The following is a 13,014-nucleotide window of genomic DNA, read 5'->3' as shown; positions in this document are numbered from 1 at the left end:
TGATTACCCCGTTTGCACCTCTTGTACATTAGATAGCTGTTGTTGATGCATCCTTAAGGATTTCCATTGAGGAGATATCATTGGAACTGATGTCCTGCAGGCTTGAATACTGAACTCCATCTACGATGATCAGCGGGCCATTACCTGCAGAAATAGAACGTGTACCCCGGATGTTGATTGATACGCCTGATGAGGCCGCACCGCTGTTCCGCGTAACGTCTACTCCAGGCACTTTACCCTGGATCGATTCGAGCGGATTTGCTGATGGAACTTTAGCGATATCCTCTCCTTTTACCGAAACCACTGATCCTGTAAGATCTCTTTTTTTTACTGTTCCATAACCAATTACCACCACTTCGGTTAAGGCGGTTTCGTTAGAAGTTAACTCCACATTTAAAGTAGTTTGGGTTCCCAGAGTGATTTCGCGGGAAACGTATCCTACGTAGTTCACTATCAGCACTACATTAGTATTGCTGGCCGGAATACTCAAGCTGAAGTTTCCTTTTGAATCAGTACTTGTTCCCTGGGTGCTGCCCTTGATCTTGACGCTTACGCCGATCAGTGTTTCTTTGTTCTTCCCATCGGCCACCCGGCCTGAAATGGTGCGGTTTTGGGCTGTTGCAATAGTGCTGACGAGCAGGCATAATGCAGCCACTAAAAGATAAAATTTGTTCATACTTATTTGGTTAGAATTCTTCAAAGGCTACTTATATCCGGTATTTCCTGCGAAATAAAGCATCATTCATAACCTGTGTAAAGCAAGTCTACAAAGTTTTGAAGCTTAATTTCTTTATCTGGACAGAAATAAATGTGCAAACGTTCCCGGTAACGCTTGCGTAGTACCGAAACCATGCTTTAATCAGCATGCCGACGGAATTTGAGCAGGTAATTACAGACCGTTTTGGACCAGGGGTTCAATCCTGAACCAATCGACATCAGCATATCCACTGTCATTGATCTGGCTGGTCCGTGTAGCAAACAGACCCATTTTTGCACCAATCCATAATCCGGCTTCTGCCTGGAATGCTGCGCCGGCATCGGTATACGATTTGCCATCAAGACTGTAGCTGAACTGGCAAACCGCTCCTTTCTGTACTTTCAGCCTAAAGTAAACTTCCTTCTGTTTCAGCGTGATCAGTTCCTTTTCCGTCTCAGGTTTTCCTTTAATGGCGTTTTTACATACCATGTAGATGAGCGACAAGCCGTTATTGCTGCTTTTAAAAGCAATACCAGCATAACTCTGACCCATCATGATCAGGCCTGCTTTCTCATTTTCAAGTTTGGGATTGCTGCTGAACTTCATTTTGGTAGTGGCCATAAATTCATCGGCAGGGGTTTTCTGCAGCAGGATATTGGGGACATCCCAGTAATTCCTGGCCGAATCCGGAACCTTCATTGTGTACAATCTCAACGTCCCCGCTGCAGCGTTCATGAACGACCAGGTGCCTTCGGGATTGGCCTGCCACTGCCATTGCAATCCGGGACGTATACTGTTAAACTCGTCACTTTCGGCAGGGCTTGCAATTGGATAAACTTTTCCCACATCAGGTTTTTTATACACAGTAACAGGTTCTCCGGTACCATCGCCATCAGTATCTGTTCCAATAACCGGCCAGTCATTTACCCATTTCATAGGCTCAAGGTGGACTACCCTGCCGTAAGCAAACTTATCCTGGAAATGCAGGAACCAGTCCTCTCCGGTTTTGGTATCTACCCAGGCACCCTGATGTGGCCCATTGGTAGCTGTTTTACCCTGATCCATTACTATTTTGCGATCATAAGGGCCATAAAGGTTTTTAGACCGCAGAACGATCTGCCATCCTGTTGCCACACCTCCGGCGGGCGCAAAAAGGTAATAATATCCGTTTCTTTTATAGAATTTTGGCCCTTCAAGCGTTGGATCAGTCTCATGTCCGTCATAAACGATTACTCCCTGATCCAGTACCTTGTTGCCAGCTTTATTAAGTTCTTTGATAGTGATGATGCTTTTGATTCCTGCTCTGCTGCCGGCAAATGCATGTGCCAGATAAACCCTGCCATCTGTATCCCAGAGCGGACAGGGATCGATCAGACCTTTTCCGGGGCATACTAAAACAGGTTCAGACCATTTTCCAGCCGGATCTGCAGCTTTAATCAGGTAGATGCCAAAATCCGGATCGGGATAATAGATATAATATTCGCCATCGTGGTAACGGATAGCAGGCGCCCATACGCCATTTCCATGCTGTGTGCGTGAAAAATGTTCGAAGGGCGGTTGTCTCGTCAATGCATGTGAAATAAGGGTCCAGTTCACCAAATCTTTGGAATGCAGGATTGGCAAACCGGGAACACCGTCAAAGCTGGAAGAGATCATGTAATAATTGTCACCTACACGTACGGCATCCGGATCAGAGTAATCTGCATTGATGACAGGATTTTTATATTTTCCGTTGCCCAGGTCAGCAACCCAAACTTTGGATATTGTTGTTGGAAATACCTTTTCCTGCACTGTTCTTTGCTGGGCAACGCCAGTATTTATAAAAACACCGAACAGGGAAATGGAAAACAGAATTTGAGAGCCTGAGATGCTCAGGGAGCCGGGTTTCTTCATACAAATTATTTGGTCTGGGAGTCGTGGCTGCAATTCTAATCAGTTTTTCCATAGAAAAAATCCAGAGACTTGTTTTAATTTACGCAAACGTTGCCGAAAACTATTCATGTTTCATGAAAATTCAAATTATTTCATTAAACTTGTAAAGTCCAACCCCATTACCGACCAAAAATCTACTCACTTAACCAAATGTTTGAGAGCTCTACCATTAAAGATATAGCCCGGGCCCTGAACCTATCCACTTCTACCGTTTCCAGGGCCTTGAGAGACAGTTACGAAATCAGCGCAGGAACCAAGAAACTCGTGATGGAATATGCACAAAAAGTAAATTACCGTCCCAATCCGAATGCCTTGAGTTTAAAAGAGCGCCGGAGTAAATCTATCGGGATTGTGGTCAGTGAAGTAGCCAATCATTATTTTTCACAAGCCATCAATGGCATAGAATCTATTGCAAACAGTCGCGGATATACCGTCATCATCACCCAGACTCATGAATCTGTTGAGAGGGAAAAGACCAATGTACAGCACCTGGCTTCCCGGTCGGTAGACGGACTGCTGATTTCACTTTCAGCAGAAACCAATGATGTCAGCCATCTGGAGCAATTACATGAACGGGGTTTGCCGATTGTGTTTTTCGACCGCGTTCCGGAGCGTATCAATACCTATAAGATCATTGCAGATAATGCAAAGGGTGCATATGAAGCTACCAGTCACCTGATCCGTTCAGGACACCGTAAGATCGCCCATATATCCAGTTCAGCACATTTATCCATCAGTATTGAACGGCTTACGGGATATACGGATGCTTTACATCATAATGGTTTAAACGTTAGACCAGAGTACATTAAGAATTGTCCTCATGGCGGAATGATCCAGGAAGAGGTAGAAACAGCAGTTAAAGAATTGCTTAGCCTGAACGATAAACCGGACGCGATTTTTGTGGCGGGCGACAGGCTAACAATGGGTTGCATGCATGTTTTGAAGAAACTGAATATGCTCAACCCTACAATGATTGCCATTGCAGGATTCAGCAATTCAGATGTACTTGATTTGTTTAATCCTCCTATAACTTCTGTTTTTCAACCTGCTTTTGACATGGGACAGCTTGCCACAGAGAAACTGCTTGAACTGATCGAGGCAAAGTTTCCTGTCACAGAATTTGAAAGGGATATTTTACATACCAGACTGTTTATCAGGTAAAACTTGTTATTTAATTACAATCGGGCTGGTGTAGTTTCTTGCTTCTTTAGCCAGGTACTTTTTGAATCCTCCTTCGGTAGCAAATCCAGAGTCAGAATGTTCCCAGCAGGAATAAAACCGAAAAGCAGTACTTTGTCCGGCGGCCGGTAATTTCATCTGTACTGTATAAGTGTTTAAGACATCGCTCCCTTGATTTGGCGTTTGCCCGAAAGCGAGCAGATCTGTTTTGCGGAGCATCACCGCCATTCCCAGGTTGTCCTTGTTTTCGCTCTGCTGGTCAAACGTATACAACAGCGCCGGATTACTTTCAGTATCACTAACTGCCTTTTTGCTTTTCAGGTTTACGATGCCGGTAACCAGCTTCGCTCCTGCAGGTGCATTTTTGAGAGATACTTTACTTTCATAAAAGTACTGTCCGCCCCAGATGCTGATCTGCTCCGTCAGGCTTGTCAGTTTCCCGTCGCCCATAACATTCCAGTTTGGATATTCCATCTGAAATACTGCGCGCACTGGGCCGTCGGCAATTTTCCTGTAAATGATCTTGCCCATATGCAGGCCTCCCAATCTGACCAGGGTATCTTTTTTACCGCTCAAAGGGACATTTAGCGCAAGTGATCCTGCTCCCAGTGACTTGCCCACAGCCAGAATATCCATTCCCCATGCTGCAAGGTGGTGATAGATTACACTGGGGTCTGCTCCTACAGTATCCATCATCATGGCCGATGTGGTTTTACCCCAGATATCCTTGATATTTCTGACATCCATATAGATCCTGAAGCCAACTTTATCATTTTCCCAGGCCGGCCCTTCGGTGAGAAAAGGCGGCAGTTTAACTTTTGTAAAATCTGTATTGGCTTGCCCGGCAGGAACTGTGTCTGACTGCAAATCATTTCCGAAAGAGTCGTTACTCAGTTTCCGCCGCTGCCTGACGTGTGCTACAACCCCGCCTGAAACTACCACATCACCAGTTAGCGCGAGTTTCAGTTTTAGGGTTTCCCGGGCTTTAAAGTCACATAAAAAAACTGCTTTTTCCCATTTACCATCTCCATCCAGATCATCAAACTGGAGGGCAGCAGCTTCTTTCCTGCCAACAATCTCGAGCGGCAGCGTTTCAGAGAGCCTGCCCAGTTTTTTCTCCAGAAACGAGCGGTCAAGTGTAATCAGTTCGTTCCTGCGAACCACCGGCAATAGATTCTTCAGCTGGATTACAGTCTGCTGAGCATAGAGGTTCATACTGCTGCATCCCAGCAACAGTATGAATAATCCCTTTTTAATTCCCTTCATCACCAATATAATTTTACCGGCCCATCCAGCCACCATCAACGGTGAGCAATGTACCATGAATATAATCCGATGCTTTTGAACTCAGGAAAAGGATTGGTCCTTTGAAATCCTCAGGTTCCCCCCATCTGCCTGCAGGAATACGCTCAAGAATAGAGCGGCTGCGATTTTCATCGGCTCTCAATGCTGTAGTATTATCGGTTGAGATATATCCGGGAACAATCGCGTTCACATTTATTCCTTTGGATGCCCATTCGTTGGCAAAGGCCTTTGTTAAGGACGCTATAGCTCCCTTACTGGCCGCATAACCCGGTACATTAATTCCTCCCTGGAAAGACAGCAGAGATGCTGTAAATATGATTTTTCCGCTTCCGGCGGCTATCATTCCCTTACCAATTTCCCGGGTCAGGATGAAGGGGGCGGTCTGGTTAACATTTATCACTTCGTCCCAGTAGGCATCAGTATGTTCTGCTGCAGGCTGACGCAGGATCGTGCCGGCATTGTTAACCAGGATGTCTATGACATCATGTGCTGCTTTTACTTTTTCAATGAACAAGTATAGTGCTTCCCTGTTGCCAAGGTCACATTGATAAGCGCTGAATTTCCTGCCTAAAGCGGTAACTTCTTTTTCTACTTCACTGTTTTCAAGCTCCAGGTTAGCTGAAACCCCGATAATATCGGCTCCGGCTTCTGCAAGGGCAATTGCCATTGCTTTACCCATTCCTCTTTTGCAGCCTGTAACTAAAGCTGTTTTTCCTTTCAGGTCAAATGTATCTAATACTGACATAGTTTTATATTGGTTAATCCTTGCTGTATGGTTGATTATTTCAGGTCGTTAATTGCACAGTGGTCCATATCTCCATAGTCCAGATTTTCACCTGCCATTCCCCAGATAAACGTATAGTTACTTGTTCCCGCTCCGGAGTGTATCGACCAGTTTGGGGAGATTACTGCTTCTTCATTTTGCATCCAGATGTGTCTGCTTTCCTGTGGCTGTCCCATGAAATGGCAAACACTTTGTTTTTCGGGTACTTCAAAATAAAAATATGCTTCCATCCTTCTGTCATGGGTATGTGCGGGCATTGTATTCCAGATACTTCCTGTTTTCAGTTCCGTCATTCCCATCTGCAGCTGACAGGTTTCAATGACACTGTTGACGATCAGTTTATTGATAACACGGTGGTTAGCTGTTTCCAGTGAACCCAGTTCCACGATGTCAGCTTCTGCTTTAGTCACTTTTTTTGTAGGGAATTTATGGTGCGCCGGTGCTGAATTTATATACAGTTTTGCAGGTTTTGCCGGGTCGGCCGATTCAAACTGAACATCTGCTGTTTCTTTTCCAATATACAGGGCTTCTTTGTAAGCCAGTTTAAATTCTACTCCATCCGCGGTAACAATTGCGTCTCCACCAACATTGATAATCCCGATTTCCCGGCGATGCAGGAAATACGGTGCTTTCAGGTCATCAGGGTTGGGCAGTCCCAGCTTGCCATTTACAGGCATAGCACCGCCAACAATATAACGGTCGAAATGAGACAGGGTGAGGTTTACTTTATCTGCCTCAAATATTGAGCTGATTAAGAAATTATTGCGCAGTGTTGCGGTATCCATTCCTTTGGCTTCAACAGGACTCACTGCATAACGACTTTCAAAACGATTTTCCATAATAATATTTGTATTTGCTATTTAATTTGATTCTTAAAATTTATCTGGTTGATTCTCTGCTGATCAATGTGACAGGTGTGACCACCGCAGGAACAAATTCATTGGTTTGAGGAGATCTGATCATTTCTAAAAGTGTTTCCACGAGTTTATCTCCAAACAATGCAGGAAACTGGTCTATAGTAGTGATCGAAGGACTGACGACTGCTGTTACCGGATCATTGGAATAACCCACGAGACACAGGTCATCCGGGATCCTGATACCATTTTCCTTTGCGTATTGCAGTACAGTTACCGCATTCCTGTCACTCGTTACAAACAATCCATCTGGTTTAACCTTGTCTGAAAACAGCTTTTTCAATGCCTTTAATGTCTGTTCAGTATTTAATTGCTGATGATAGAACAGTGCATTACGTACCGGAACATCAAAGAACTGCAGTCCGCCAATAAAACCCGCGGCACGTGCTTCATATATATTTGAAGTCAAAGGCCCATTGATTATTCCAATTTTATTGCATCCGGCTTCAGCAAGATGCTGAGCGGCAAGAAAACCGCCATTAAAATCATCACCTTTAATTACTCTGGCTCTGTAGTTTCCCGGCGGGACACGATCATAAAACAAAATCGGGATCTGATGGTCAGCGAATATATCGAAGTGACTGAAATCTTCTGTCTGCAGCGTGCAGGATACGATCATCGCATCTACCCTCGAGGAAAAGAATGTCTCTGCCAGCTCTTTTTCCATTGCCGGGTCATCATTGGACTGTCCGATAATCAGGTTATATCCTTGTGCGTGTAAAAGGTTCTGCACCACTGTAACTACTTCAGCATGGAAATACATGGATATTTTCGGAAGGATAAGGCCAATTGTATTGGTTTTGTTGTTCCTGAGGCCAGCGGCCATTGTGTTTTTACGGTAACCGAGTTTCAGGGCCATTTCCATTACGCGCTGCTGGGTTTCCTTTTTTACGTATGAAGTATTATTAAGCGCTCTGGATACTGTAGCTGGCGATAGTTTCAATGCCGCTGCAAGATCCAGAATGGTATGGTGCTGCTGATTTTCCTTCATAATTTGCCGAATGACGAACTCTACGAATTTATGAAAACGTTTTCATAAATTGTCAACTATAATTTGCAACGTGTTTTTTACATTGGATTTCTTTTTGTATCGACGAACTTAAGTCCATTATCCGGAATCAGATTTTTGCGAAGAATCAATCAATGTTGTTTAAACTACTTTTCTCTACATTTGTTATAAAAACAGGTGGTAAATTCCTGATCCAGGAATTTCAGCTCCGCCCGATAAGAGTTTCAAAGACAATAATATAGAAATCAAACATTATGAATGTAGCATTAATCGGAGCCTCCGGATTTGTTGGCTCAGCAATCTTAAGCGAGGCATTAGACAGAGGACACAAGGTGAAAGCAATCGTTAGAAATCCTGAAAATATCACCTTACAGCATGAGAATCTGAGTATTATCAAAGCCGACGTTCTGGATGCCGATCAAATCAAATCTGCTGTTCAGGGAACGGATGCAGTAATCAGTGCCTATAATTCAGGCTGGAGCAATCCGGATATTTACGAAGAGTTTTTAAGAGGATCACAGTCTATTCAGGCCGCTGTTAAAGCAGCTGGTATCAAAAGATATATTGTGATCGGAGGTGCAGGAGCCCTGGAAATAGCACCAGGGATCCAGGCTGTAGATACACCAGAATTCCCGGCAGCGATTTATCCCGGGGCTTCAGCAGCGAGAGATTACCTGAATATTCTTAAAAAAGAAGAGGAACTGGACTGGACATTTTTCAGTCCCGCTTTTGAAATGCACCAGGGTACGTCAGGAGTACGTACAGGAAAATACCGCCTTGGTTCAAATCAGCCAGTGTTTGGCGATGATGACAGATCAGTTTTATCCGTAGAAGATCTTGCTTTAGTGATCATTGATGAACTGGAAACATCAAAACATAATAAACAACAGTTTACTGCTGCTTATTAAATGACCATTATAAAGGGAGAGCTGTTTAAGTTCTCTCTTTATAACTATTTGATTAGTCTACAATCGTGATTCCGAGGCTGTCAAGAAATGAAATAGCTGCTGGCAACTGAAAAATCGCTCCCTTGATTTTATTCCCGGCCGGATCAATCTGGTAATTCTGGGCTCCTGTAAAATTTGCCAGTCTCAGGTCTGTGTCCGAAAAGGTAGAGCCCATAAAATCGGTGCCACTTAAATCCGCAGCAGTCATATTACAGGCTGTAAAATCAACCTCGCGGGCTATGCAGTTTATTAGCTTTACTTTTTTGAGGTTTTTTCCAAAAAAACTGGAATAACTGAGAATCGATCCTTTAGCCTGTAAAGAGAATGGGTTCTGGGTATCATACCACAAAATGCCAATCGCTTTACAGTTGATGAGCGTACAATCACTGATATAGGTCTCTTGCAGTTTGATCAGTGAAAGATCCGTCTCCTCGAAGGTACACTTGTTAAAAGTGCAATCCTCAAACAGGCAACCTTTTATTGTCGATTTGTAGAAGACACAATTGTCAAAATACCGGCCTGCAAGGTGCTTGTCCTCATAGTTTATATTTTCAAATCGTTTATTGTAATGTGCTATCGGTTCGTCTGCTGTACTCAAAATGTATTGTATCTGAATTATCCCTATCGGGGGGGCTGTAAATCTAATACATTTTAAAATGCAATGAAATGTAATAGCCAATTAAATTGTCTCTTATGGAAAGCAATAATCTCAACATTTTCTATCCTCCTTTTATAACTACGAGTGAGCGCCATCAGCAAAAAACAGCTGATTGGCTATATCAATCTCTTCATTTGTAATGGTGTGTTGTTTAGCCGGGTAAACAACAACATGCATTCTGCCGTTCATTTTTTCCATGACTGCGGCACTTTCTTTAACCCTTTTTAAGGGCACGTGAGCATCGGGATCACCTGTTGAAATCAGGATGGTAGTTTGTCCGAAGTCGCCCTTATAATTTTCCAATTCAAGCACCTGCCCAATCAGCCCGCCGGTAAAAGCGATTACCCCGCCGTACTTCATTGCATTTCTTGTGACATATTCCAGCGTAAGACATGCCCCTTGCGAGAAGCCCATGAAATAGATCTGCTCTGCCGGGATGCCCGCCTTAACGATATCCTTTACCAGTTCATCGATAATTTCCAGTGCAGAATCCAGTGCCGGCTGATTTTCTTCAACCGGTTCAATAAAACTCGTCGGGTACCAGCTGTGGCGACTTGCCTGTGGCGCAAAAATGGCCATATCCGTAGTATCAAGATAATTTGCCAAAGGCACCATACTCTGGGCCGATGCTCCCCTGCCATGAATCATAACAAGGGCGCTTTTGGCATTTTCCACTGGTATTCCTGCAGTTACTATATTTTTTGAGTGCTGGTACATATCAGATAAGGTTAGGTAAAATACGTTCTATCTCTGACCGCTGACTTTCATATTGTGAAGGCAATTTCAGATTGCTGCCCAGCTCGTTCAGTGGTTCGTCAACTGTAAACCCGGGATTATCTGTAGCCAGTTCGAACAACACACCTCCTGGTTCACGGAAGTACATAGAATAGAAATAGTTACGGTCAATCTGCTCAGTGATATTCAGCCCCATAGCCGCAATTTTATCTCTGAAGTATTTCAGTGCTTCCTCGTTTTTTACCCGAAATGCTACGTGATGTACTGAACCACCAGCAACGTGCCCTGCAGATTCTCCAGGTACTTCAACAAGGTCCACGATAGCAGCCTCTTCAACTGCATCTGTCACAAAGCGGTAACGGTTAACATGCTGTTCCATCAGTTTGTACCCAAAGATTGCAGTAAGTACTTCAGCAGTCCTGTCAATTTTATTTGTAGTGATAGTCACCTGGTGAAAACCACGTATTGCCTGATCTGCGTTGATTTCCGGTGTTAAAAAAGGTATCCTGTTGTCTTTGTTTTTTGCAACAGTAAGCTCAAATTTAAGTCCGTCAGGATCTAGTAATGTCAGGTATTTTTCGCCGAACTTCTCAGAAGCTTTGTTATAGGTAATGTTATTTTTTTCAAGGCGTTCCTGCCAGAAGTCAAGACTTCCCTCCGGAACACTGTATCCAATTTCAGTTGCCTGTCTGGTACCCCTTCTGCCTGCGCCTATGTTTCCCCATGGGAAAAAGGTCAGGATGGTACCCGGCGATCCGGCTTCGTCGCCATAGTATAAATGATATGTTTGCGGATCGTCGAAATTGACTGTTTTCTTTATCAAACGCAGTCCCAATACCCTTGTGTAGAAATCGTAATTCACTTTTGCATTTCCTGCAATCGCTGTGATGTGGTGCAGACCTAAAATTGTGTTTTCCATAATGATCTTTCTGAATTACATCCAGGGTTATTGCCCCTGTCTGCTTTTCCTTTAGTGTTTAAACAAATCTACCACCTGGATTTTTTATAAATCTTATCCTATCGTAAGAAATTACATTGATGGTATTATTGAGAAATTTGGGTTCTACGTAAAAGCGTATGCTCAGAAGTATCTTATATAGTTGCTTAATCGGCATATAATGAAAGATAGAAACAGCGGGAAATGCCGGTAAGAGCTTTTAAATAAAATATTCAAATAGATTTGCATTTGAATATATGTTTTCTATCTTTGCAGCCCCGCAAGGGAGAACGGACCGGTAGTTCAGCTGGTTAGAATGCCGCCCTGTCACGGCGGAGGTCGCGGGTTCGAGTCCCGTCCGGTCCGCATAATATGTAGTAAAACATTCAGAAAGCCTTTAATCGTATGATTAGAGGCTTTTTTGATTTAGAGGATTTCAGAATTATTCAATAATTCTGGTACTTATAGTGAGTAATTCATGAGTCAATAGTTGAACAGGTCTGACTCACTGAAAGTCTTATATCGTATTAATTGTCAACTAGTTCAAAAATTGAACATCTTGATTACTCCTATCTGCAATGCTAATTTTGTTTAACTCTAATCTTAAGAAGATGAAAAACACTTTTAGCCTGCTCTTCTATCTGAAGAAGCCAAAAAATTATGTTTCCGGTGCAATGCCTATTTACATGCGTATCACGGTAGATGGAGTACCCAAAGAGCTATCTACAGGCAAACTATCTAATCCAGAGTACTGGAATACTAAGACTTGCCGCATAGACAGCAGAAACGAAAATGCGCGAATAACCAATATATATTTGAAAGCAGTTGAGGACAAGGTCGATCAGGCGCATATTGACCTGATTAAAGCCGGTGAGTCGATCACGACGGAATCTCTTAAAAACAAGTATTTAGGATTTGTAGAGAAGCCTCATACTATAACTGTGGTATTTCAAGATCACAATGCTAAAATAGAGGCGCTAATCGGCAATGGATTTGAAAAAGGTACGCTAACCAAATATAACAGCACATTGAAGCATGTCAAATCTTTTATTATATCGAAATATGGACAAATAGATATTCCTGTAGACAAGATTGATCACTTCTTTATCTCAGAATTTGATTTTTACCTACGCAGCAATTGTAAATGCGCCAATAACTCTGCTGTCAAACATCTAAAGAACCTTGGAAAGATCACCCGCATTTGCCTGGGGAACCGCTGGATAAAATATGATCCATTCCTAAACCACAAGAATAAAATTGACAAGGTGGTAAGAGTTACCCTTACCCCTGACGAACTGCAAGACATCTCTCATAAAGAATTTGCAATAGAGCGTCTACGTATTGTGAGAGATACTTTCATCTTCTGCTGCTATACGGGCTTAAGTTTTATTGATGTTCAGGAATTAACTAAATCAGAGATCAGGAAAGGATTAGATGGTGCATCATGGATTATGAAGAAGCGCCATAAAACTGCTGTAGCCTCTCATATCCCATTATTGCCAATTGCTGAAGAGATTGTGAATCGATATGCTGATCATCCTATATGCGTGAACAGTGACAGAGTTTTGCCTGTGAGCAGCAATCAGAAGATGAATGCTTACCTGAAGGAGATTGCCGATATCTGTGGTATCACCAAACATCTAACGTTTCATATAGCAAGACACACCTTCGCCACTACAATCACCTTGTCTAACGGCGTACCGATTGAGAGTGTTTCTAAAATGCTCGGGCATACCAATATTAAAACCACTCAGCACTATGCAAAAATTCTTGATACCAAGGTTGGCGCTGATATGTCAATGTTGAAAAATAAATTAACATCGGTAGGATAAATAGAAATAAGTTAGAACCAGTTTACCCAAATGTATTGGGTTCAGCATAAACATTATGGAACAACATAACAACAATGCACTTATC

12 protein-coding genes and 1 tRNA gene are annotated in these 13,014 nt (G+C 42.9%); 4 read left to right on the top strand and 9 right to left on the bottom strand.

Going from position 1 to position 13,014, the window contains the following annotated elements; genetic code table 11:
- Positions 1–28 precede the first annotated feature (28 nt).
- Positions 29–676, bottom strand: a complete 648-nt coding sequence (locus ABWY16_RS06620) for a carboxypeptidase-like regulatory domain-containing protein (RefSeq protein ID WP_353903863.1) — start codon at positions 674–676, stop codon at positions 29–31.
- Positions 677–889: 213 nt separating this feature from the next.
- Positions 890–2,590, bottom strand: coding sequence for a glycoside hydrolase family 43 protein (locus ABWY16_RS06615; protein ID WP_353903862.1), 1,701 nt, complete (start codon positions 2,588–2,590; stop codon positions 890–892).
- 189 nt (positions 2,591–2,779) lie between these two features.
- Here ABWY16_RS06615 and ABWY16_RS06610 point away from each other — a divergent pair, with 189 nt between their 5' ends.
- On the top strand, positions 2,780–3,790 hold the full coding sequence (locus ABWY16_RS06610; RefSeq protein ID WP_353903861.1) for a LacI family DNA-binding transcriptional regulator: 1,011 nt from the start codon (positions 2,780–2,782) through the stop codon (positions 3,788–3,790).
- Positions 3,791–3,796: 6 nt separating this feature from the next.
- On the opposite strand, the gene ABWY16_RS06605 is transcribed toward ABWY16_RS06610, so the two are convergent.
- Genes ABWY16_RS06605 through ABWY16_RS06590 form a run of 4 tightly spaced genes read right to left on the bottom strand, consistent with a single transcriptional unit; the run spans position 3,797 to position 7,802 of the window.
- Entirely contained in the window at positions 3,797–5,074 is a 1,278-nt protein-coding gene (locus ABWY16_RS06605) for a DUF4861 domain-containing protein (protein WP_353903860.1), read from the bottom strand.
- Positions 5,075–5,087: 13 nt separating this feature from the next.
- Positions 5,088–5,858 (bottom strand): 2-dehydro-3-deoxy-D-gluconate 5-dehydrogenase KduD, encoded by a 771-nt coding sequence (gene kduD, locus ABWY16_RS06600; RefSeq protein ID WP_353903859.1) that lies wholly within the window; start codon positions 5,856–5,858, stop codon positions 5,088–5,090.
- A 35-nt stretch (positions 5,859–5,893) separates the two neighbouring features.
- The gene (kduI, locus tag ABWY16_RS06595; protein WP_353903858.1) at positions 5,894–6,736 is read right to left on the bottom strand and encodes a 5-dehydro-4-deoxy-D-glucuronate isomerase; all 843 of its coding nucleotides are present in this window, start codon (positions 6,734–6,736) and stop codon (positions 5,894–5,896) included.
- A gap of 40 nt (positions 6,737–6,776) precedes the next feature.
- A complete protein-coding gene (locus tag ABWY16_RS06590) occupies positions 6,777–7,802 on the bottom strand; it encodes a LacI family DNA-binding transcriptional regulator (RefSeq protein WP_353903857.1) in 1,026 nt (341 codons plus the stop codon).
- Between the two features lie 272 nt (positions 7,803–8,074).
- Between ABWY16_RS06590 and ABWY16_RS06585 the strand changes: the two genes are divergently transcribed.
- On the top strand, positions 8,075–8,728 hold the full coding sequence (locus tag ABWY16_RS06585) for an NAD(P)-dependent oxidoreductase (RefSeq protein ID WP_353903856.1): 654 nt from the start codon (positions 8,075–8,077) through the stop codon (positions 8,726–8,728).
- 52 nt (positions 8,729–8,780) lie between these two features.
- Here the strand turns inward: ABWY16_RS06585 and ABWY16_RS06580 are convergent, their stop codons facing one another.
- From ABWY16_RS06580 to ABWY16_RS06570, 3 genes are all read right to left on the bottom strand, one after another.
- On the bottom strand, positions 8,781–9,365 hold the full coding sequence (locus ABWY16_RS06580; RefSeq protein ID WP_353903855.1) for a pentapeptide repeat-containing protein: 585 nt from the start codon (positions 9,363–9,365) through the stop codon (positions 8,781–8,783).
- 138 nt (positions 9,366–9,503) lie between these two features.
- Positions 9,504–10,142 carry an alpha/beta hydrolase gene (locus ABWY16_RS06575; protein WP_353903854.1) on the bottom strand — a complete coding sequence of 213 codons (639 nt, stop codon included), beginning with the start codon at positions 10,140–10,142 and terminating at the stop codon, positions 9,504–9,506.
- Position 10,143: 1 nt separating this feature from the next.
- Positions 10,144–11,079 carry a ring-cleaving dioxygenase gene (locus ABWY16_RS06570; protein ID WP_353903853.1) on the bottom strand — a complete coding sequence of 312 codons (936 nt, stop codon included), beginning with the start codon at positions 11,077–11,079 and terminating at the stop codon, positions 10,144–10,146.
- A 310-nt stretch (positions 11,080–11,389) separates the two neighbouring features.
- Between ABWY16_RS06570 and ABWY16_RS06565 the strand changes: the two genes are divergently transcribed.
- Positions 11,390–11,463 (top strand) — tRNA-Asp (locus ABWY16_RS06565).
- Between the two features lie 245 nt (positions 11,464–11,708).
- The gene (locus ABWY16_RS06560) at positions 11,709–12,929 is read left to right on the top strand and encodes a site-specific integrase (protein WP_353903852.1); all 1,221 of its coding nucleotides are present in this window, start codon (positions 11,709–11,711) and stop codon (positions 12,927–12,929) included.
- Positions 12,930–13,014: the final 85 nt, after the last annotated feature.

Origin of the sequence: Pedobacter sp., assembly GCF_040513095.1 — a bacterium.
GTDB lineage: Bacteria > Bacteroidota > Bacteroidia > Sphingobacteriales > Sphingobacteriaceae > Pedobacter.
Note: the sequence above shows the minus strand (reverse complement) of the source record. Positions and strands in the feature narration are given on the sequence as shown.